Raw genomic sequence first — 22,303 nt, 5'->3', positions numbered from 1 at the left:
AAAAGATGAAAGCCTTAAAAAGATGAATAAAGAACAAGACATATTAAAATGGTTTGAAGGCGAAATTTCTACAGCCGATATAAAAAAACGATATCCAAATGAAGATTTTTCGGTTTTAGAAAAAGCAGGGTTTTATGCTAAACAAATTGAAGCACCAAAAGTTGATGCCCGAGCAGCTTTAGCCGATTTTAAAACGAGAAGTTTTAAAAAGGATGCCCCTAAAGTAATACCATTACAAATAAAACAATTTTTAAGAGTTGCTGCTATTTTAGTTGTGCTTTTAACATCGTCTTATTTCTTGTTTTTTAACAATACCAAAAGTATTAACACCGAAATTGCCGAAACAAAAACATTTAGTTTACCTGATGAAAGCGAGGTGGTTTTAAATGCAAAATCAACACTCGATTACAATAAAAAAACTTGGAAAACCGAACGTAATTTAAATTTAAGTGGAGAGGCCTATTTTAAAGTAACTAAAGGACAAAAATTTACGGTAAAAACTGCGGCAGGAAATGTACAGGTTTTAGGTACGCAATTTAATGTAAAACAACGTGCTAATTATTTTGAGGTAACCTGTTACGAAGGTTCTGTAAGTGTAACTTCAAGTCAAAATAAAGTAGTTTTAAAACCTGGAGAAACGTTTAGAATTGTTGATAACAAAGTAGTTGCTGTGGCAAATGCAAATGAAAATGCGCCGTCGTGGTTGCAGCAAGAATCTAGTTTTAAAAATGTACCGCTTTGGCAAGTAGTTAACGAGCTAGAGAACCAATATAATATTAATGTTTCTTCAAATAACATAAACGTAAACGTTCTGTTTTCTGGAAGTTTTACACACAACAACTTAAATATTGCATTGCAATCGGTAACTATTCCATTAAAGCTTAGTTATAAAATAAACGATAATAACGTGGAGTTTTATAATTATGAAGCTAAATAAAGAGTGTTTTAATATTGTTCTTATTATTAGTTTGCTTTCTTTTAATGCTTTTGCACAAGAAAGGCTGCCACTTATAAGGGTGTTAAATCAACTTGAAGAAAATTTTGATGTTAAGTTTTCGTATTCTGAAAACGATATTGATGCTGTTTTTATTGAAAAACCAAATTCTGAAGCTTCATTGCAAAGTATTATTGATGGTTTAAATGATGAAACACTGCTCAATTTTAAAATTCTTGATGAACGCTACATTACAATTTCTTCAATAAATAAAACCATAAATATTTGTGGTATTGTACTTTCTGAAACAGATAGTTTTCCATTAATAGGAGCAACAGTTCAGGTTGTAAATACTCAAAAAGGAGTGATAACAAATTCTAATGGAGATTTTAAGTTAAAAGATGTTCCTGTAAATTCAATAATTGAAATTTCATATTTAGGTTTTGAAGCTGTTCAAATAAAGGCTATCGATTTACGTAAAACAAATCAATCAGTTTGCTCCAATATTGTATTAGCTGAAAAAGCAGAAGCGCTTAACAAAATATTAATCTCGAAATTTTTAACCACTGGTTTACAAAAACGAGTAGATGGTAGCACGGTGTTAAATACTGAAAAATTTGGTACGCTTCCAGGTTTAACAGAGCCAGATGTTTTACAGTCTATACAAGCGCTTCCAGGAGTTGAAAGTGTTAACGAAAGTATTGCTAATATAAATGTTCGTGGCGGAACCAACGGTCAAAACCTTATGATTTGGGATGGTATTAAAATGTACCATTCAGGACACTTTTTTGGATTAATTTCGGCTTACAATCCTTATTTAACCGAGAAAGTTGAGGTTACTAAAAATGGAACGTCTAGCGAGTTTAGCGATGGTGTGTCGAGCACCATAAATATGTTTACCAAAAATAATATAGATGAAACTGTTTCTGGAGGTTTTGGTGTAAATTTATTGCATGCCGATGGGTATTTGCAAATTCCGTTAAGCAAAAAATTAGCTGTTCATGTATCTGGTCGACGTGCGTTTACCGATGCTTTTAGTTCGCCAACTTATAATCAGTATTTCGAAAAAAGTTTTCAAGATAGCGAGTTAACTACCAATAGTGAAAATATAAGTGATGCTCAGCAATCTTCAGATTTTTTCTTTTATGATTATTCAGGAAAAATAGTATTTGATGTTAATGAAAAACATAAGCTTAGAGCAAATGTTATTGGTATTTATAATAATCTGGACTACACCGAAAGTTTCGAAAATTCAGACGGAGAAACCGAATCGAAAACAAGTAATTTAAAACAAGAAAATTCAGGTTTTGGTGGTAGCTGGAATGCTGATTGGACAAATCGTTTTTCAACCGAAATTTCAGGGTTTTATTCAAAATACAATGTCGATGCTTTAAATTATCGTGTTGAAACCGACCAAAGTTTAACTCAAGCCAACGAAGTTTTAGAAACTGGAATTAAATTAAAAAATACGATTAAACTAAATAAAACGATAAACGTTTTAGCGGGTTATGCTTTTAATGAGATTGGTGTGCTGTATAAAACTACTGTTAGTGCACCATCTTATGATAGAATTACCAAAGATGTATTGTTAAATCATGGGGCCTTTACCGAAATAGAGTATAATAAAAACAATACGTACCTACGATTAGGTGTTCGTGGTAATTATTTCCAGAAATTTAATAGTTTTCTTGTGGAGCCAAGATTAAATCTAAGGCAAAAATTATCAAACCAGTTTGCATTAAAGCTCCAGGGCGAATTTAAAAATCAAACTACAAAGCAAAAAATAGATTTTCAAGATGATTTTTTAGGTGTTGAAAACAGACGGTGGACGCTTGCTAATGAACAGCTCATAAAAATATCTAAAAGCAAACAGGTTTCCTTTGGTTTCGAGTTCAATAAAAATAACTGGCTGTTCGATGTTGAAAGCTTTTACAAAATAGTGGATGGTATTACAGCATCTAACCAAGGATTTTACAATAATTTTCAATACGAAAACGCAAACGGAAATTATAAAGCTAGAGGTTTGGAATTTTTGGTTAACAAAACAGCAACAAAATATAGCACCTGGCTTAGTTATACATTTAGTAAGAATGATTATGAGTTTGAAACGATAACACCATCGGTATTTCCTAATAATTTAGATATTAGGCATTCTGTGTCTTTGGCCTTCAATTATAATATTTTAAAAAACTTAGAAGCATCTGTTGGAGGCATCTGGCGTTCTGGTCAACCTTACACACAACCTGTTGAAGGTAATGAAACAATTCAAGATGGAAATGCAACAGTAGTTAATTACGACACACCAAATCATGAAAATGTTGAAGACTTTATGCGAGTTGATGCTTCCTTAAATTCAAAATTTACACTTTCAAATAAGGTGCAAGGACAATTTAGGTTGGGCGTTTTAAATCTTTTAAATAGGAATAATACTACAAATCGTTATTTTGAATTAAATTCTGAAAACAGCAATGAAACCTTACGTGTTGATAATCAATCTCTAGGAATTACGCCTAATGCTAGCCTAAGAATTACTTTTTAGAAATCAAAGTTCAATATTAAATAATCGTTAAAAAGCATTTTTTTTCGATAAAATGTTGTTTAGTGTTTTTTTTTGATTTATGTTTGTACCACCAATCTATCAGATCTATAATAAATGAAAAATTTAAGGTTATTAATTTTATTTAGTTTAATATCGTTTTACACGCAAGCTCAAGATGTCGATGCTTTATTTGCGGCAGGTGTCGAAAATGCAGAACAATTTACTAACGATTATTTAATGCCTGGAACTAATGGTTTAATGCACAGTATGAATGCGAATTGGTTTAATACTGGAGAGACAAAACCTTTAGGCGGATTTGAAATTTCGATTGTTACTAATGCGGTTGTAATTAATGACGAGCATAAATCATTTACATTAAATATTGCCGATTATAATAGCGATGATTATGATTTTACTGTGGCTTTTGCTGATGATGAAACGCTAGCGTCTAAAGATGTAGCAACCGCATTAGGTGAGAACGATCCAGATGTAGAATTAATAGTGCGATCAAAACAGTTTCCTAATATAAATCCTGAAACTATTACATTGCCTTCAGGTATTGGCGAATCAACAAAAGACTTATTGCCAACAGCTTTTTTACAAGCGGCTCTTGGCTTGAGTAAAGGCATAGAAGTAAAAGCTAGGTTTGTACCAAAAATTAAAACCGACGAACTAGAACTAAGTTTATACGGCGCCGGTTTACAAATGGAATTTACCAAATGGTTACCGGGTAATAAAATATTACCAGTGGCTTTATCTGGTTTGGTTGCTTATACACACATGAATGGTTCTTACGACATTACAGCATCGTCTGGAATAGATGGTGAAAACCAAAAAATAGAAAATAGTACTAGTAGCTGGTTATTTCAATTAATCGGTTCAACTAAATTACCAGTAATAAATTTTTATGGAGGTTTAGGATATATAAAAGGAAGCTCGCAGTCTGATGTTTTAGGAACATATGAAGTAGATAACGGAATACTGAGTTATTCAGAACCCGACCCATTCTCAGTATCGAGCGATGTTGCATCGGTACGCGGAACACTTGGTTTTAAATTGAAATTAGGATTTTTTAGATTAAACGGTGAGTATCACCTGTCAGAATATAATGCTTTTGCCTTAGGTATTAACTTTGGCTTTAGATAAGATATAGTTTTTTTCATTGTGAAATGATTATTTATTTTTAGTTAGTTTTATTTAGTTTTCCAAGAAGTGCGAGATTTTATCTCGCACTTTTTTTATTAACAGGGTTTTAATTCGTAAATTCGCCAAACTTGATTTAAAGTAAATAAACTAATTAATTATAAATTTAAACAAACTAAAAAATGAAAGTAACAGTTGTTGGCGCTGGTGCGGTAGGTGCAAGTTGTGCAGAGTACATTGCCATTAAAAATTTTGCTTCAGAAGTTGTATTATTAGATATTAAAGAAGGTTTTGCCGAAGGTAAAGCAATGGACTTAATGCAAACGGCTTCGTTAAATGGTTTCGATACCAAAATTACAGGAGTAACTAACGATTATAGTAAAACTGCAAATAGTGATATTTGTGTAATTACTTCTGGTATTCCTCGTAAACCTGGAATGACTCGTGAAGAGTTAATTGGTATTAATGCAGGTATTGTAAAAGCGGTTTCGACAAGCTTATTAGAGCATTCTCCAAATATGATTCTTATTGTGGTAAGTAACCCAATGGATACAATGACATATTTAGCTCATAAATCTTTAGACATGCCAAAACATAAAATTATTGGTATGGGTGGTGCTTTAGATTCTGCACGTTTTAAATACAGATTAGCTGAAGCTATGGAAGCTCCAATTAGCGATATCGACGGTATGGTAATTGGTGGACACAGCGATAAAGGTATGGTGCCATTAACAAGTCATGCTACAAGAAATAGTATTAAAGTTTCTGAGTTCTTAAGCGAAGAGCGTTTAGAGCAAGTTGCTGCCGATACTAAAGTAGGTGGTGCAACTTTAACCGGTTTATTAGGAACTTCGGCTTGGTATGCTCCAGGTGCCGCAGTAAGCGGTTTAGTTCAAGCTATTGCTTGCGACCAAAAGAAAATGTTCCCATGTTCTACTTATTTAGAAGGTGAATACGGATTAAGCGATATTTGTATTGGTGTGCCAGTAATTTTAGGTAAAAACGGAATTGAAAAAATAGTTGACGTTCCTTTAAGTGATGCCGAAAAAGCACATATGATAGAAAGTGCCGAAGGTGTTAAGAAAACCAATGGTTTATTAGATGTGTAACATATAATTTAACACATTTTTATATATTTAATAAAGACTGTAGAAATACAGTCTTTATTTTTTTATATTTGCCCGATGTTAAAAAAACACTACATAAGTATTTTAATTGTTATCCTATCTGTTTTGGGTATGGTTTCGCAAAAGCAAAACCTACAGCCAAACCAAGAAATATTGGTGCAATTTTCTAACCATACTTTAGAAAGTGTTGCGGTCGATCAGGTTGTTTCGGCTATTAAACAACAGTTAAGTACTTTAGGAGTTCAAGAGGTTGAAGTCAAAAAAGAAGCTTCAGGGGCTTTACGTATTTCTTATTTTAGTAAAGCTGGCGTTTCTCAAATAAAGGCAAGTTTAGATACCGATGGAGATTTAGAAATAAATTTTAATCGTACTTCAAAATCAAATCCTAATAAAGGTCCTTTAAATACTGATGATTTAGCGTATGATTTTGATGTTTACGAAATTCAAAAATCAAATCAATCGGGTTGGGATTTTAACGCCGTAACAAGTTCAGCTTTCGATTCTAAAAGTAATATTTATACTAATACCAATGGTTTTGCCATTGTTTTTACTCTAAAAAATGAAAACGCGATTACTCAAAAACGCGTAAAGGCAAGTAAATATATAGCGTTTGCTGTACAATATATTCCACATAAAATACCTGAGGTTAGGGCAGGACCTAAAATGGCCTAATCTGCGTAAGAAAAACAAAGCTTTCATCAATTAAAAAGCTGAAAAATCTAAATTAAATTATTACAATTAAATCCACTACCGTGGATAATTAACACCCAAAAAAATATAAAAATGCAAAATAAAGGACTAGTAAGGTTGTTTGCTATTTTATTTGGTTTGGTAAGTATTTACCAGTTGTCTTTCACTTTTAAAGCCAACCAAATAGAAAGCGAAGCCGAAGAAATCGCTATAAATAAAATCTCGGAAACCGAAGAGGATTACCGTGCAAAACGTAGTCAAGAAGAAGCGAACTATTTACAAGAAATCGCCAACGATACTGTATTTAACTTAGGTGTAGCCAAGTTTACTTACAATGAAGTAAAATCGAAGGCCATGAATTTAGGTTTAGATTTAAAAGGTGGTATTAACGTTATTCTTCAAGTTAGCGTAAAAGACATTTTAAAAGGATTGTCTAATAACACGAACGATTCTGTTTTTAATAAAGCTTTAGACGATGCCACCGAGCTTCAAAAAAATAGTCAGAACACCTATTTAGAAGATTTCTTTATTGCTTTTGATGCTATTAAAGGCGATACAAAATTAGCATCTCCAGATATTTTTTACACCAAACAATTAGATGGTGAAATAGATGGTAGCATGAGTGACGATGAAGTAAAAAGCATCATCGAAACTAAAATAGATGAGTCTATTGTTTCTGCATTCGAAGTATTACGTAAGCGTATTGATGAGTTTGGGGTTACCTCTCCAAATATTCAACGTTTAGGTACTTCAGGAAGAATTCTTGTAGAATTACCTGGTGTAAAAGATGTAGAAAGAGCAACAGCTTTATTACAAAGTACAGCCCAATTAGAATTTTGGGATGCTTATAAAGGTGAAACGTTCTATCAATTTATAGATCAAGCAAATAATGTTTTAAAAGACCTTGTTGAAGATGAAACAGCTGTAGCTGAAATTGAGCCTCAAGACGAAGAAGATGCTACCGATGCTCAAATTGATGATTTATTAGGTGATGCCGAAACCGATTCTACGGCTGTGGCAACACAAAACAATCCTTTAGGAAATTTAATTAAAGGTTTAGGATACCCTGGTGGTCCAATTGTAGCGCAATTTTCTATTCAAGATAAAGATAAAGTACTTGAGTATTTAAACATGCCAGAAGTACGTGCCTTACTTCCTGCAGAACGTCGTTATACTAAGTTTGCCTTTGGGAAACCAGAAAAAGGAAGCGAAGTTGTAGGGCTTTACGCTTTAGCGGGTAACCGCGAAAATACGCCACAATTAAGTGGAGCTGTTGTGGTTGATGCTCGTAATGAGTTTGGACCAACAGGAAAACCAGAAGTATCTATGCAAATGAATGCTAAAGGTGCTAAAATCTGGGAAGAAATGACAGGTAATGCTTATTCTAATCAAAGTCAAATTGCCATTGTTTTAGATAACGTGGTGTATTCTGCACCTGGTGTTACTACAGGACCAATTGCTGGTGGAAATTCTTCTATTTCTGGTAGTTTTACACTAAACGAAGCTATCGATTTAGCAAACGTTTTACGTGCTGGTAAATTACCTGCTTCTGCCGATATTATTCAGAGTGAAGTTGTAGGGCCATCACTTGGTAAAGAAGCTATCGAGAGTGGAACAACTTCATTTATGATTGCACTTGTTTTAGTGTTAGTTTGGATGATTTTATACTACGGAAAAGCTGGTGGTTTTGCTGATATCGCTATGTTATTAAACATTTTATTAATCTTCGGGATTTTATCTGGTTTAGGCGCAGTATTAACACTTCCGGGTATTGCTGGTATCGTGTTAACTATTGGTATGTCGGTAGATGCGAACGTACTTATTTTCGAGCGTATTCGTGAAGAATTAACTAAAGGTAAAGGACAAAAAGAAGCTATCGAAGACGGATTTAGTAATGCCTTGTCTTCAATTTTAGATGCTAACATTACTACCGGTCTTACTGCATTAATTCTGTTTATTTTTGGTACAGGTCCTATTAAAGGTTTTGCAACAACCTTATTAATTGGTATTGGAACATCGTTATTTACTGCTATTTTTATTACAAGATTATCTATCGATTGGTACTCTAATAAAGGTGGTAAGTTATTGTTTGCAACAAGTGTTACTAAAAACCTTTTCAGAAACATTAATATTGAATTCTTAAAGAAGCGTAAAGTTGCTTACATTATTTCTGCTGCATTTATTTTAGTAAGTTTAATTTCTTTATTTACTAATAGTTTAGATCAAGGTGTTGACTTTGTTGGAGGTAGAACATACCAAGTGCGTTTTGCACAAGATATTAGCGCTTCAGAAATTACCGATTTATTATCGCAACCAGATGTGTTTAACAGTGCCGATGCCAAAACATTTGGTGAATCTAATCAGTTAAAAATTACAACTAAATTTAAGGTTAACGAAACTGGTGCCGAAGCAGACGAAGCTATTCGTCAAACACTTTATAACGCTTTACAGCCTTATTTAGAAGGCGTAACTTACGAAGACTTTATTAACGAAGCGAGTGAAAAAACTGTTGGTTTAATGAAGTATTACAAAGTAAGTCCTACCATTGCCGATGATATTAAACAAGCATCGTTCTGGGCTATTTTAGGGTCTTTAATTGTGGTGTTCTTATATATTTTAATTCGTTTTAAAAAGTGGCAATATTCGCTTGGTGCAGTGGTAGCAGTATTCCACGATGTATTAATTGTACTAGGTGTATTCTCGTTAACTTACAAGTTTATGCCATTTAGTATGGAAATCGATCAAGCCTTTATTGCGGCCATATTAACCGTAATTGGTTATTCGTTAAACGATACTGTGGTAGTTTTCGATAGAATTCGTGAATTCTTTAACGAACACACAAACTGGAAATTCGAAAAAGTTGTAAACACTTCTTTAAGCAGCACTTTAAGTAGAACCTTAAATACATCGCTTACTACTTTAGTGGTGTTATTGGCCATCTTTATTTTTGGAGGAGATTCTATTAGAGGATTTATGTTTGCATTAATAGTTGGTGTAATCGTTGGTACGTATTCTTCATTATTTATTGCAACTCCAGTTATGTACGATACCGTGCAAAAACTAGAAGATAAAAAGAAGAAAAAAGAATAATTTATTTTTCTATATTGAAAAAAGCCCATCATGAAAATGATGGGCTTTTTTTATTCAAGTATATTTTGGTTTTGAAGCTGTTGCGAGTTGTGTTTGGTGTTAATTGAGGAATACTTCTCGATACAAATTAGCTTCGTTATTCTACGTAAATCCACTCAAAATGACGTTAGTTTCAATTTAAGTTATGGCGTCAGTTTGAGTGATTCTGAGGTACGAGGAATTGTATCGAGAACCAATCAATCTTCAATCTCATATTTCTGCATTTAAAAAAAATAATGAGTAAATTCAAAAAAAAATAAATCCCAAGCAACCTTTTTAAAAAAAATAGCGTCTGTATAAATAGAAAGCGAAATGAAATCTTTTTTGAAAGTTATACAATTACATAAAAACGAAACTCAGCTTATTAGGCGAGCGATTAAAAATAATCGTGAAGCTCAGCATGTGTTGTTCGAATTGTATGCGCCAAAAATGTTAAGCGTTTGTCGTTATTATATAAAGGATGTACAGCATGCCGAAGGTGTTATGCTCGACGGGTTTTTTAAAGTGTTCACCAACTTATCAAATTTTAAAAACCAGGGTAGTTTTGAAGGTTGGATTCGTAAAATAATGATTAGGCAAGCCATTTCTTTTTTAAGGCAGCAAAAAAAGGTAGAATTTTCGGTTGATGATATGGGAATTCATGATGATTCTGAAAATAACATAAATACAAATATAGAAGTCAGTCAAATTCAAGAATTAATTGACGAATTACCAGAAGGTTACAAAATGGTTTTTGTAATGTATGCCATTGAAGGTTATAAGCATCAAGAAATAGCAGCGTTATTAAATATTTCGTTGGGCACTTCAAAATCGCAATTATTTAAAGCACGAAAAATGCTTCAAGACAAAATTTTAAAAATTAATAATACCACAAGTTATGGCGCCATATAAATATGAAGAGGATTTTAAGAGTAAGCTAGAAAAACGCAGCTTACAGCCATCGGCTAATGCTTGGGAAAAGCTTTCAAACCGCTTAGAGAAAGAAGAAAAACAAACCAATAAAAAACTGTATTGGTGGTTGGGTGTTGCTGCTAGTTTGGTAGGTATAGCTTTAATAGCAACTCAGTTTTTTAGTTCTGGGGTTAAAACCGATGTTGAAACAATAGAAATTGTAACACAGCACGAAGATTTACAATTAGAAAAGATAGAGAATGTAATTACCGAAGCTGCTGAAAACAAAATTGAAGAACCAGTAAATAAAGAATCTGCAATTAAAACGCCGAAAATTCACAAGATAAAACCAGCTATTTTAGTTGAATTACCAAAAACAGCTGTGGCGAAAGTGGATTCTATCGATGAAATAAAAACCATAACGCCAATAGAACCCAAGGAATTATTAAGTTTTGAAGAACAAAAAATACAAACTGTTGTTGCTCAAGTAAAAGTGTTAAATGAGACGCGAGAAGTTACAGAAGCCGATATTGATGCGCTTTTAAAACAGGCACAACAAGATATACAATTAAATAAATTAATTAATAGCGAAACCGGTGTTGTAGATGCTAACAGGTTGCTTCAAGACGTTGAAGCAGAGTTAGATCAATCGTTTAGAATGCGTGTTTACGAAGCTATAAAAGACAGTTACATTACTGTAAAAACTGCAGTTGCCCAACGTAACGAGTAAATTTCAGCGAAAGCGAAAATTATAATTATTACAAGTTAAATTCAATCAATTTAAATCAATAATTAGATACTGAAATGACTTCAGTATTTTCAAAAAACGAACAGTTATGCAAACTATTACAAAATGTTTAGCGCTTTTGGCGCTGTGGTTAAGTGCGCAGTTAATTTATGCGCAAGACAGTACTCAAGTGTCTCCAAATCACATTAAAATTGAGGCTTTAAAACTAGAGAAAAATCAAGTTCAAGAACAAGAACGTGCGCTTTTAAAAGCTAAAGTTGAAGCTATAAATACTAAACTAGAAAAAGGAGAAATTACCAACACAGAGGCCGAAACCTTAAAAAAAGAAGCCGCGAAAAAGCATGCTTTAAATATTGAAAGCAGAATAGCTATTCTTGATAATAAAATAGATTTATTGGCAAGAAACGACAACGATTATGGCGTTAAAATACATGACGATGAAATTAATATTCTTAGAATTGGCACCGATGAGAATACTAGCGACGATTTGGTTTATGTAGGAAAGCCAAGTAACGATAAACCCAAGGTTTACGATAAACGGACATCGAACGATTTAGTTGTGGCCTTTGGACTAAACAATGCTTTAATTGAAGGTGAAAGTTTAAACGATTCACCTTATAAAATTGCTGGGTCGCGTTTTTTCGAAATTGGTTGGGCGTGGAAAACTCGCGTGTTTAAAAATACTAATTTTTTAAGGTTAAAATATGGGCTTTCTGTGCAAATGAATGGCTTAAAACCTGAAAGAAATCAATATTTTGTAAATCAAAATGATAACATTGTGCTGGTGGAATTTCCGCATGAACTGGATAAATCTAAACTAACGGTTTATAATTTTGTTGCTCCAATACATTTTGAATTTGGACCTTCGAAAAAAATAGAAAAAGACGATTATTTTAGATATTCTACTACCAATAAATTAAAATTTGGAATTGGTGGTTATGGCGGATTTAATATCGGAGCTCGACAAAAACTTAAGTACGACCTTGATGGTGATAATAAAAAAGAGAAACAAAAAGGTAATTTTAATACAACAAAATTGGTTTACGGCTTAAGTGGTTATATAGGTTTAGATGATTTGTCGATTTACGTTAAATACGATTTGTCTCCAATATTTAACGATCAAGTTGTTAGCCAAAACAACATCTCATTAGGTGTTAGGTTTGATATTAATTAAAATAAAAAAAGCTGTATTGTAAGTGTTTAATCGGCACTTGCTAAGACAGCTTTTTTTAATGTCAATTGAATTTAAAACTCGCGTTTACCAAATTCACTATCTATAAATTTCGATTTGTTTTTACCATTTTTAAAGGTGTACGAGAGGTTTAGTAAAACCATATCTACTTCGTAAATGTAATTTGTGGTGGTGTAAAATTCGCCTGTTCTGTAGGTGGTTATACGTTGTTCGTTTGTGTCGAGCAAGCCCATATCTATATTTTGCCATTGTAAAGTGGCGGTTAATCTATCGTTTAAAAACGATTTTTGAAATGTTAAGTTAGGTGAGTAATAACGCGAATCTTCACCTTGAGCTGTTATTCTTTCAGATAAATAATTAAAAGTAAATTGCAACGAAGCATTCTCCCAGAATTTGTAAGTTGTGTTTAAGTTTACAGAATACATGGTGGCATCACTATCTACTGGCATGGCATCAAACTCACCATCAATGTTGTAATTATAAACGTTTGCGCCTATAAAAGCGTTAAAGTTTTTTGTGGGTTTTAGTTCTGTACCAATTTCAAGGCCTACGGCTTTTGCATTACCAACGTTGGAGTAAATTCTATTTAAAATGGTGTCGTTATAAACCGTATTTACACGATTTACCAAGTTTTTAACCGAGCGATAATAACCTGTAGCGAAAATAGAATGGCCACCTATTATTTTTTTAGTAATGCCAAGTTCTACTAAATCTATAAATTCAGGTTTAAGCTCTGGATCGCCTTGTTCTAAAGTTTCAGAGTGTTCGCGTTCAGGGAACGGATTCATTTTAAAGGTTGTTGTACGTTCTACACGCTTGCTGTAAGCCGCTTTTATATTGGTTTTATCGTTAATTTCGTATTGCAATGATGCCGAAGGATATAGTTTTGTAAAATCGTAGTTATAGGTTTCATCAATGGTTCCTGCTTTGTCTTTTAGTTCCAAAGTTCTGTCCATAACTTCAACACGAGCACCTGCGCTATAACTCCATTTGTTTTGCTGCCCAGTAAATTGAGAATAAACCGAATGTATAGAACGTTGTAAATTTACTTCGCTCGAAAACTCTGGAACCAATGCAAAATCGTCATTAAAATCGGTTCTTCTTTCGTAAACAAAATCGCCAGTATGGTCTAAATTTCGGTATTGATAACCTGTTTCTAAAATGCCTAATTTAAAAGGTTTAAAGCTGTAATCCAGTTGAAAACGAATACCATTAAGCGGGTTGTCGTTGGTGTTGTATTCATCTTGATATAGAATTGAGTTATCTGGAAACCCTAAATTCTGATTTACAGTTGGTCCGCCCAAAAGGGTGTATTCATATAAAAATGAAGTAGATAATTGGGCACTGTTTTTGAATTTATGTGTGTAATCGAAACTTCCTAAAGCAAAATCGCTGTTACGTTCTCGAAGGTTGTGATTAAAGTATTGGAAGGTGTAAAGTCGGTTAGTTTCATCATCTAAATCAATAGCATGATTATCAAAATATACAATATCTGCCAAACGTGCTTTGTTGCGTTTACCAGCGAAAAAGCCTAATGAAAATACGTTTGTGCTGTCTGGAGTAAAATCGACAGTAAAACGTCCGCTATAATTTTCTTCATCAAAACTACGTTCGCCAGTCGATGGAAATTGTGTTTTAATATTATCAATGATGGTAAAAACATCACCTTCGCGTCTTCCGCCAAGGTCGTTACGTTGGTAACTAGCGCCTAAGGAAATATTCCATTTTTCATTTTGAATATTATAAGTAGCGTCTAGCCCGTAACGTTGGTGGTATTTGTCGTTATCGTAGGTTTCAATAGAAGGAAAACCACCTTTAAGGTTTATTTGTCCATAAGCGCCATTTGTAGCGCCTTTTTTAGTAATTATATTTAAAATACCTGCTTTACCCTCAGGATCGTATTTTGCCGATGGTGCTGTAATCACTTCAACACGTTCTATGGCATTTGCAGGTAATTGAGCAATTAACGAACTGGCATTCCCTTGAACGGGTTTACCGTTTAGTAAAACCACAAACCCAGAGCTTCCGCGTACGCTAATATCACCTTGTCCATCTATGCTAACCGATGGTAAGTTTTTAATAATATCGATTCCACTTCCGCCTTGAGCGTTTTTAAACTTTTGGGCATCAAAAACTTGTCGGTCTATTTTATTAACAACTACGGCACGTTCGGCTTCCACTACAACTTCGTTTAGGTTGTTTCCTAAGCTTAGTTTTATAGTACCTAAGTTTTTTATTGCATTTGAAATTTCAATAGTTTTTACTTGGTAACCAATAAATGAAGCTTCCAGGTAATAGCTGCCTTTTTTTATGTTTTCAATTTTAAAAACACCATTTAAATCGGTAATAACACCAGTTATTAATTCTTGGTTGTTTTGATTGTAAAGGGCAACAGTGGCGTATTCTAGTGGTGCTTCGGTTTCATCTACAATTTTGCCTGTAATTTGGGAAAAAGAAACGGTACAGGTTAAAAGGGTTAGAAGTAAGAGTAAGATGTTTTGTTTGGTTTTCATATGTTTTAGTTTGAGGGCGCAATTTACAGGACTTCTTTCTCTTTTTTTGGTGTATTTGAAAAATAAATGGTAAAAATTAAAATGACTCTTTTTTAAACTGTAATGGTGTTAAATTGGTATGCCTTTTAAAAAATTTTGTAAAGTTAGAGGTGTCGTTAAAACCTAAATCGAAAGCAATGTCGCTTACATTTTTCGATGTATATACTAACTGACGTTTAATTTCTTTTGTTATAAATTCTGCAATAATATCGGAAGCCGATTTTTCGAAGGCTTTTTTACAAACGGCATTTAAATTTTGGGGCGATGTATTAAGCTTTTTGGCATAATAGTTTACACTATTTTTTAAGGTTGCTGTTAGTAGCTGCAAAAATTGTTGTTCAAGCCCTTGATTATTTGTGAAAGTTTTATGGTTTGCATAATAAATTAATTTGGCAAGAATGGCTTTTAGGGTGCTTTCAATAACTTCGGTATTAGCTTTATTTTGTTTCATTTCTAAACATAAAGCCTTAAATAGCAAGGGTAAAACATTGTCGTTATTCGAAATGTCTATTTTTTCTAAATCTTTTAATTTATTAAGATCAACTTGAATCGAGGTGTCTAAAATATGCTCTAAAAACGATTGTTTTATAATAATCACATAACCTTCTGGAATGGTGTTAATATTCCAATGGTGAACTTGGTCTTTATGTATTAAAAATGTAACAGGTGGTTTAATTTCAAAAGCCTTTAAATCCAGATAGTGTTGCCCGCTTCCTTGGGTAAAAAATACCAGTTCTAAATATTTATTGTGTTTATGTGGTTTGGTATAGCGTTTAGAAACATCGAAGGGTTCAACTTTTAAAAATTCGTGCGATGAAATTTTATTTTTTATTACAATGTTTTCTGGTGCAGACATAATTAACAGGCATTGAATTTAAAATCGAAATGGTAAATATAGCGATGCGGTTTTAAATTAATTCTTAATTTTTTATTAATGTAAAACGTGCATTTCCATTTTAGTCAAGCATTTTAGAAAATTTGAAAAGTGCTTCTGTATTTAATACTGCAATTTTGCAGTATGAAAAAGATAACAAACTTCGGCATATTTACAATACTATTAGTAAGTAGTTTAACCATAATGGTAGGCACAGTAATTGCGCCAGCATTATCGGGCATTGTAGAAAATAGAAATTTAGGGTTTTCACCCAGTTGGTTAATTACATTGCCATCGTTAGGTGTGGTTTTATTTGCGCCTTTAATTGGTATTATTACCCAAATTAGGCAGCTTAAAATTATTAAGTCTAGGTTTGGAGCCTTACGCTATTTTAGGTGTAATAGGTGCGTTTATTAGCAACGATTATATTTTAATTTTAGATAGAATATTGTTAGGTGGAGCAACCGTAGCAGTTCAGGTTTCGATAACGGGTTATATAGCCGATTGTTTTACAGGAGAAACCAGAATGAAAATGATTGCATGGCAAGGTATGGCCATAGAATTAGGCGGCGTGGTTTTTCTAGCCATTGGCGGAATTTTAGGAGAAATAAACTGGCAATTTCCATTCTATATTTACTTAATTGCGCTATTGTGTATGGTGTTTGTAATGAAGACTTTACCGCAGCCAGAAATAACTAGTAGTACAGAAAAAGTCTCTACTGAAACACCAAAAAATAATAAATACAGAGTTAAACTAATTTTTATAGCATCGCTTTTAGCCATGATGTTGTTTTTTGTTGGTTTTGTAACCTTGCCACTATATTTACCACAAACCTTTGAGTTTACAGAGTCTGTAACAGGTTATTTTATGGCTTCAATTTCGTTAATTGCAATTATAACAGCAAGCCAAATGCCACAAATGGTTAAACTTCTAGGCGATGGTAAAACAGTAGTTTTAGGATTTTCGTTTTTTATGTTAGGCTATTTGGTGTTAGCAACCACAGCTAGTATTCCATTTTTAGTTTTAACCGTTATTTTTATAGGTGTTGGCTTCGGTTTTACCATTCCATTGTTAAACCACATGATGGTTGAGGCAAGCACAGCGAAAACACAAGGCAAAAATTTAGGTTTATTTTCAATGGGTGTTTTTGGTGGGCAATTTTTATCTACGTTTATAGAATATGTATCGCACGATTATAAAGCCATTTATGCAGTTGCCGTTGGTTTAGCTTTAATAATAGCAAGTGTCATGTTTATTATGTTTAGAAATGTTGCTAAAAAATAAACTTGATTAAATTCTTTTTACTTTTGAGGTTTTAAAGCCTTAAAAGTAAATGCCATTACCTAGTTGGGAAAATAAAATTCTGTTAACAGAAAATTTTGAAAGTAATAACGATTTACTTTCAGGAAACTCTATGGGTATTTATTTTGATTTTGAAGACCGCCAATTGATTATTCATTTTAAACCATTAAATGAAGTTTTTAAAGCCGAAGTATTTCAAGCTAACAAAGGTTTTTTGTTAAATTTTGAGCGTGATTTAATTGATGAAGACGATATTGAATATGCTTTAGATGTGATGTCGCTTTTTAATAAATATCCAGAATTTATTATAAATGAAGCTGATAAAATTGAACAAATAAATAAAGTTGTTTTTCTTTTGAAGCAGGAGTTTTATAGCGACACAGCATCATACATTATGCTAAAAACTTTGTTGAAGGTGTTGCTTTTACATTTAATACGTTACCAAAACAACAATTTTTTAGAACAAGATTTAAATCAGAATCGGGTATTTGATTTTCTTGAACTTATGGAAACGCATTTTTTACAAGAAACCAATGCCGAGTTTTATGCTAACCAAATAGGAGTAAGTGTAAAACGTTTAAATCAAATTTTAAAAGAAAAATTAAATCTTACCGCTGTACAAATTATAAAACAACGAAAGGTTACCGAAGCCAAACGCATGTTGGTAAAAAGCAATATCACAACAAAAGAGTTGGCCTTTAAACTAGGTTTCGATTCTTTAAGTAGCTTCTCTCGTTTTTTTAAACAAAATGTGGGTGTAAGTCCTTCAAGTTTTAAAAGTAGTTCTCAATAATTTGTCAATTACACTTTAAAATACACTTATTCGGTTTTATATTTTCCAAATGAAGTGGATTATAGCGTATAATTAGTCATCTGTAAATATAATTGTCTTCATTAATTAATAAAATAAGCGATGCGTCGTTAACTTTTTCTATTTTTGCAAAATATTTCGGATAAAGAAATGTAACTTAATCAGTATTAAGCAGTTTTATATAACAAAGATATGAGTAACATAGTAGCCATTGTAGGAAGACCAAATGTAGGGAAGTCAACCTTTTTTAACCGTTTAATTCAGCGTCGTGAAGCTATTGTTGATGCTGTTAGTGGTGTTACGCGTGACAGACATTACGGGAAAAGTGATTGGAATGGAAAAGAGTTTTCGTTAATCGATACAGGTGGTTATGTTGTTGGAAGTGACGATATTTTTGAAGCTGAAATTGATAAGCAAGTAGAATTGGCCATCGATGAAGCCGATGCGATTATTTTTATGGTCGATGTTGAAGATGGTGTTACCGGAATGGACGAAGATGTAGCAAACTTACTTCGAAAGGTAAAAAAGCCTGTGTTTTTAGTTGTAAATAAGGTAGATAACGGAAAACGTGCCGAAGACGCTGTAGAGTTTTATGCTTTAGGTTTAGGCGATTACTATACCATTGCCAGTATAAATGGAAGTGGAACAGGCGATTTATTAGATGCTTTAGTTGAAGCTTTACCTGAAAAAGAAGATGAAGTTATCGAAAACGAACTCCCACGATTTGCCGTGGTTGGTCGCCCAAATGCTGGAAAATCATCATTTATAAACGCTTTAATTGGTGAAGATCGATATATTGTTACAGATATTGCTGGAACTACTAGAGACTCCATTGATACGAAATACAACCGTTTCGGATTTGAATTTAATTTAGTAGATACAGCCGGAATTCGCCGTAAAGCTAAAGTTAAAGAAGATTTAGAGTTTTACTCTGTAATGCGCAGTGTTCGCGCTATTGAACATGCCGATGTATGTTTGGTAGTTTTAGATGCCAACAGAGGTTTCGACGGACAAGTGCAAAACATTTTTTGGTTATCCGAGCGTAACCGAAAAGGTATTGTTATTCTGGTTAATAAATGGGATTTAGTAGAAAAAGATCATAAGTCGGTTAAAGATTACGAAAAAGCCATTCGTAAACAAATTGAACCCTTTACCGATGTGCCAATCATTTTTATATCGGCACTTACTAAACAACGTATTTTTAAAGCGATAGAAACGGCTGTTGAGGTTTATAAAAACCGAAGCAAAAAAATTAAAACGAGTAAATTAAACGAAATTTTACTGCCAATAATTGAGCATTATCCGCCACCAGCATTTAAAGGTAAATTTGTTAAAATCAAGTATATTATGCAGTTGCCAACACCACAGCCGCAATTTGTATTTTTCTGTAATTTACCGCAATATGTAAAAGATCCATACAGACGATTTTTAGAAAATAAGTTACGCGAACACTTCGATTTTAATGGCGTGCCTATTTCGGTTTATATGCGTAAAAAGTAATATTCTTATTTTTTAACAGTTTGGCAACATTTTAGATTGCTTGTTTTGAGTATCTTACTACTCTAAATCAATCAATCAAAAAACAATTATGCACAAATTATTATTTGTAGTAGCATTTTGTTGTTGCTTTTTATCTTTTAGTCAATCTAAACATTTTCAAATTTCAGGAAAAATAATTTCAGAGGAAGAAAAAATACCTCTTGAAGCAGCAACAGTTCATTTAGAAACTGTTAAAGACAGCAGTTTGGTAACCTATACCATTTCCAATAATAGTGGCCACTTTATTTTAAAAGACGAAACCTATCAAAAATCGTTAAACTTGTTTGTGTCTTATGTCGGTTATCAAACTTATAAAAAAGAAATCCTTATTAATAAGTCTGAAATAGATTTAGGTACAATTAATTTAGCTGTTAGCTCGAATGCTTTAGATGAGGTGCTTATAAAAACATCGGCGCCCGTTACTATAAAAAAAGACACGTTGGAGTTTAATGTAAGTTCCTTTAAAACAAAAAAAGATGCTACCGTTGAAGATTTATTAAAGCAATTGCCTGGTGTAGAAATAGATGACGAAGGAAAAATAAAAGTGAATGGCAAAGAAGTTAATGAAATTCTTGTTAATGGTAAGCCCTTTTTTGGTAGCGATCCTTCCATTACCACTAAAAATTTAACTAAAGATATCATTGAAAAAATTCAAGTTGTAGATACAAAAACAAAAAGTGAAGCTTTTACAGGAGAGGAAGGCGATTCCGAGAATAAAACCATTAATTTAACCATAAAAGAAGAAAATAATAAAGGCGTTTTCGGTCGAGTTTCGGCAGGCGGTGGTACCGATAAACGCTATGAGTTTGCTGGCATGTTTAACCATTTTGATAACGACCAACGATTAAGTGTTTTAGTTGGTGGCAATAATATAAACTCTCCGGGATTTAGTTTTGGCGAAATCGAAAAAATGTTTGGCGGTGGCAATTCATGGTTTAATAGCAACGGAAGTTTTAGTATAAACGGCAGGCAGTTTGGCGGCGGCGAAGGCTTAACAACCTCAAGGTTAGGTGGTGCAAATTATGCCGATTCCTTTGGGAAAAACACCGAGTTGTCGTCCGATTATTTTTATTCAGGAAGTAGCTCAGAAAACGATAGAAAAACAGAACGTGAAGTTATTTTAGCCGATTCGCGCTATTATGTTAATTCCAATTCTAGTTCGTTAAACGAAACCGATAGCCATTCCTTTAACACCGATTTGGAGGTTAAAATTGATAGCACTTTTATGATTAATATAAAACCGTCTTTTGCATTTACAAAAACTAAAACCGAATATACAAGTAATGATAAAACGTTAGACGAAAATTTAAATCTAACAAACCAATCTAATGTGGGGTCTTTTGTAGAAAACAATCTTAATAGCTTCTCTAATGCCATAAGTGCAACCAAAAAGTTTGGAAGTAAAGGAGCCTTTTTACGATTTAATTTCAATAATAAAATATCTAAAACTGAAGGAGACGATTATATTAATTCCTTATCTGAAGTAATTGGAAGTAATCCAGAAACTATTGAAAGAAAACAATTGGCAAACAATAATAATAAGTCTAACGATTTTTCGAGTAAAGTACGTTACCGTTGGCCTATAATAGCCAAAAAGCTATTTGTAAATTTCGATTACGAATACCAATATAATAAGGATGAAAACCTAAAAAGCACTTTCGATTTTGATGATGAAACCAACGGTTATACAAGCTTTAACGAAGACCAAAGTACCAATTTTAAATATACCGATATAAAAAGTGCACCAGGTGCGGAATTAAGTTATAGAGCCGATAAATTATCTACCCGAATGGGTGTGAATTATGTTTTTAGAACACTGAAAAATTTCGACGAATTAAGACCGCAATTTAATGTTGAACGCGAGTTTAAAGCCTTAGAGTTAAATACAAGTTTTAATTATAAATTTAGCGAAAAAGCTTCAGTTTACTCCAGTTATCGTTTAACTAATAGGCCGCCCGCGATACGTTTTTTACAGGCGTTTACCGATATTTCGAATCCGTTAAATATCATAATGGGTAACCCAAATTTAAAACCTACTAACGAAAATAGATTTTACATAAATTTCAATGCTTATAATTGGCAAGAACGTACGGGGTTTTATTTGTATGCTAGTGTAACTTCATTTAACAATGCTGTGGTCTCTAAATCTACTATAGATTCTGAAACACTTACCAGAACCACGACTTACGAAAACGTTAATGGTAACAACAACGGGTATTTTGGTTTAGATTATAGCAAAAGCGTAAAGCTAGACTCCATACGTTCTGTTCGATTTAAATTAGGAGCATGGTCTAACTTAAGAAAAAATATAAATTTTAATAACGACGTAAAATATGCAAGTAACAGTTTAACGTTAACACCAAATTTGGGAATCGATTTTGTTATTAAAGATGTATTTGAGTTTAAACCACGATATAGAATTGGTATAACAAATACGAAATACGACCTAGATGATTTTGAAGATGTTAAATTTACATCCCATAATTTATTGCTACGAACTGGTTTTTTTCTTCCAAAAGGCCTTGAATGGCGTAATGATGTTACTTATACGTACAACCCTAATGTGTCCGATGAATTTCAAAAAAGTGCTTGGTTTTTTAATTCTACAGTGAGTTATTCTATATTAAAAGATAAAGGTTTAATAAGTTTAAAAGTGTACGATTTGCTTAATCAAAATACCAATGCTGTCCGAACGGCAACACAAGATTATATTGAAGATGCCCAAAGTACCGTATTGAGGCAATATTTTATGCTTAGTTTTAGTTGGAAGTTTAATAGCCTTGGCTCAAAAGGGGAAACGGGTGGTAACGGACCCTATTTTATAGATTAAC

16 protein-coding genes are annotated in these 22,303 nt (G+C 33.0%); 14 read left to right on the top strand and 2 right to left on the bottom strand.

Annotated features, from left to right (window positions below; genetic code table 11):
- The first annotated feature begins 22 nt into the window (after window positions 1–22).
- From PW52_RS15655 to PW52_RS15615, 9 genes are all read left to right on the top strand, one after another.
- Window positions 23–937, top strand: a complete 915-nt coding sequence (locus PW52_RS15655) for a FecR family protein (RefSeq protein WP_044633925.1) — start codon at window positions 23–25, stop codon at window positions 935–937.
- Entirely contained in the window at window positions 924–3,473 is a 2,550-nt protein-coding gene (locus tag PW52_RS15650; RefSeq protein ID WP_052823531.1) for a TonB-dependent receptor, read from the top strand. The genes PW52_RS15655 and PW52_RS15650 overlap by 14 nt, the downstream gene beginning before the upstream one ends.
- A gap of 114 nt (window positions 3,474–3,587) precedes the next feature.
- The gene (locus tag PW52_RS15645) at window positions 3,588–4,619 is read left to right on the top strand and encodes a DUF6588 family protein (protein ID WP_044633924.1); all 1,032 of its coding nucleotides are present in this window, start codon (window positions 3,588–3,590) and stop codon (window positions 4,617–4,619) included.
- A gap of 179 nt (window positions 4,620–4,798) precedes the next feature.
- A complete protein-coding gene (locus tag PW52_RS15640) occupies window positions 4,799–5,725 on the top strand; it encodes a malate dehydrogenase (RefSeq protein ID WP_044633923.1) in 927 nt (308 codons plus the stop codon).
- Between the two features lie 75 nt (window positions 5,726–5,800).
- Window positions 5,801–6,415, top strand: coding sequence for a hypothetical protein (locus PW52_RS15635; protein WP_044633922.1), 615 nt, complete (start codon window positions 5,801–5,803; stop codon window positions 6,413–6,415).
- Window positions 6,416–6,526: 111 nt separating this feature from the next.
- Entirely contained in the window at window positions 6,527–9,523 is a 2,997-nt protein-coding gene (gene secDF / locus PW52_RS15630; RefSeq protein ID WP_044633921.1) for a protein translocase subunit SecDF, read from the top strand.
- Between the two features lie 351 nt (window positions 9,524–9,874).
- Window positions 9,875–10,453, top strand: a complete 579-nt coding sequence (locus PW52_RS15625) for an RNA polymerase sigma factor (RefSeq protein ID WP_240475199.1) — start codon at window positions 9,875–9,877, stop codon at window positions 10,451–10,453.
- Window positions 10,440–11,183 (top strand): hypothetical protein, encoded by a 744-nt coding sequence (locus tag PW52_RS15620; protein WP_044633920.1) that lies wholly within the window; start codon window positions 10,440–10,442, stop codon window positions 11,181–11,183. The genes PW52_RS15625 and PW52_RS15620 overlap by 14 nt, the downstream gene beginning before the upstream one ends.
- A gap of 106 nt (window positions 11,184–11,289) precedes the next feature.
- On the top strand, window positions 11,290–12,375 hold the full coding sequence (locus PW52_RS15615) for a hypothetical protein (RefSeq protein WP_044633919.1): 1,086 nt from the start codon (window positions 11,290–11,292) through the stop codon (window positions 12,373–12,375).
- A 71-nt stretch (window positions 12,376–12,446) separates the two neighbouring features.
- Here PW52_RS15615 and PW52_RS15610 read toward each other — a convergent pair whose 3' ends face one another.
- Both PW52_RS15610 and PW52_RS15605 read right to left on the bottom strand, forming a co-directional pair.
- Window positions 12,447–14,906 carry an outer membrane beta-barrel family protein gene (locus tag PW52_RS15610; RefSeq protein WP_044633918.1) on the bottom strand — a complete coding sequence of 820 codons (2,460 nt, stop codon included), beginning with the start codon at window positions 14,904–14,906 and terminating at the stop codon, window positions 12,447–12,449.
- 76 nt (window positions 14,907–14,982) lie between these two features.
- Complete coding sequence (locus PW52_RS15605) at window positions 14,983–15,801, bottom strand: AraC family transcriptional regulator (RefSeq protein WP_044633917.1); 819 nt, start codon at window positions 15,799–15,801, stop codon at window positions 14,983–14,985.
- A 162-nt stretch (window positions 15,802–15,963) separates the two neighbouring features.
- On the opposite strand from PW52_RS15605, the gene PW52_RS17740 reads away from it, so the two are divergent.
- The 5 genes from PW52_RS17740 (at window position 15,964) to PW52_RS15585 (ending at window position 22,302) form a co-directional block, all read left to right on the top strand.
- The gene (locus PW52_RS17740; RefSeq protein WP_240475198.1) at window positions 15,964–16,236 is read left to right on the top strand and encodes a hypothetical protein; all 273 of its coding nucleotides are present in this window, start codon (window positions 15,964–15,966) and stop codon (window positions 16,234–16,236) included.
- A complete protein-coding gene (locus tag PW52_RS15600; RefSeq protein WP_240475197.1) occupies window positions 16,193–17,104 on the top strand; it encodes an MFS transporter in 912 nt (303 codons plus the stop codon). The genes PW52_RS17740 and PW52_RS15600 overlap by 44 nt, the downstream gene beginning before the upstream one ends.
- Before the next feature lie 49 nt (window positions 17,105–17,153).
- A complete protein-coding gene (locus tag PW52_RS15595; RefSeq protein WP_044633916.1) occupies window positions 17,154–17,915 on the top strand; it encodes a helix-turn-helix domain-containing protein in 762 nt (253 codons plus the stop codon).
- A gap of 210 nt (window positions 17,916–18,125) precedes the next feature.
- Entirely contained in the window at window positions 18,126–19,433 is a 1,308-nt protein-coding gene (gene der / locus PW52_RS15590) for a ribosome biogenesis GTPase Der (RefSeq protein WP_044633915.1), read from the top strand.
- Between the two features lie 88 nt (window positions 19,434–19,521).
- On the top strand, window positions 19,522–22,302 hold the full coding sequence (locus PW52_RS15585) for an outer membrane beta-barrel protein (protein WP_044633914.1): 2,781 nt from the start codon (window positions 19,522–19,524) through the stop codon (window positions 22,300–22,302).
- Window position 22,303: the final 1 nt, after the last annotated feature.

The organism is Neotamlana sedimentorum (assembly GCF_000943565.1).
Lineage (GTDB): Bacteria > Bacteroidota > Bacteroidia > Flavobacteriales > Flavobacteriaceae > Neotamlana > Neotamlana sedimentorum.
Note: the sequence above shows the minus strand (reverse complement) of the source record. Positions and strands in the feature narration are given on the sequence as shown.

What these genes read in the sequence shown, in the direction of transcription:
- PW52_RS15655 (WP_044633925.1), top strand. Translation starts at nt 23, where the DNA reads ATGAATAAAGAACAAGACATATTAAAATGGTTTGAAGGCGAAATTTCT.
- PW52_RS15650 (WP_052823531.1), top strand. Translation starts at nt 924, where the DNA reads ATGAAGCTAAATAAAGAGTGTTTTAATATTGTTCTTATTATTAGTTTG.
- PW52_RS15645 (WP_044633924.1), top strand. Translation starts at nt 3,588, where the DNA reads ATGAAAAATTTAAGGTTATTAATTTTATTTAGTTTAATATCGTTTTAC.
- PW52_RS15640 (WP_044633923.1), top strand. Translation starts at nt 4,799, where the DNA reads ATGAAAGTAACAGTTGTTGGCGCTGGTGCGGTAGGTGCAAGTTGTGCA.
- PW52_RS15635 (WP_044633922.1), top strand. Translation starts at nt 5,801, where the DNA reads ATGTTAAAAAAACACTACATAAGTATTTTAATTGTTATCCTATCTGTT.
- secDF (WP_044633921.1), top strand. Translation starts at nt 6,527, where the DNA reads ATGCAAAATAAAGGACTAGTAAGGTTGTTTGCTATTTTATTTGGTTTG.
- PW52_RS15625 (WP_240475199.1), top strand. Translation starts at nt 9,875, where the DNA reads ATGAAATCTTTTTTGAAAGTTATACAATTACATAAAAACGAAACTCAG.
- PW52_RS15620 (WP_044633920.1), top strand. Translation starts at nt 10,440, where the DNA reads ATGGCGCCATATAAATATGAAGAGGATTTTAAGAGTAAGCTAGAAAAA.
- PW52_RS15615 (WP_044633919.1), top strand. Translation starts at nt 11,290, where the DNA reads ATGCAAACTATTACAAAATGTTTAGCGCTTTTGGCGCTGTGGTTAAGT.
- PW52_RS15610 (WP_044633918.1), bottom strand. Translation starts at nt 14,906, where the DNA reads ATGAAAACCAAACAAAACATCTTACTCTTACTTCTAACCCTTTTAACC.
- PW52_RS15605 (WP_044633917.1), bottom strand. Translation starts at nt 15,801, where the DNA reads ATGTCTGCACCAGAAAACATTGTAATAAAAAATAAAATTTCATCGCAC.
- PW52_RS17740 (WP_240475198.1), top strand. Translation starts at nt 15,964, where the DNA reads ATGAAAAAGATAACAAACTTCGGCATATTTACAATACTATTAGTAAGT.
- PW52_RS15595 (WP_044633916.1), top strand. Translation starts at nt 17,154, where the DNA reads ATGCCATTACCTAGTTGGGAAAATAAAATTCTGTTAACAGAAAATTTT.
- der (WP_044633915.1), top strand. Translation starts at nt 18,126, where the DNA reads ATGAGTAACATAGTAGCCATTGTAGGAAGACCAAATGTAGGGAAGTCA.
- PW52_RS15585 (WP_044633914.1), top strand. Translation starts at nt 19,522, where the DNA reads ATGCACAAATTATTATTTGTAGTAGCATTTTGTTGTTGCTTTTTATCT.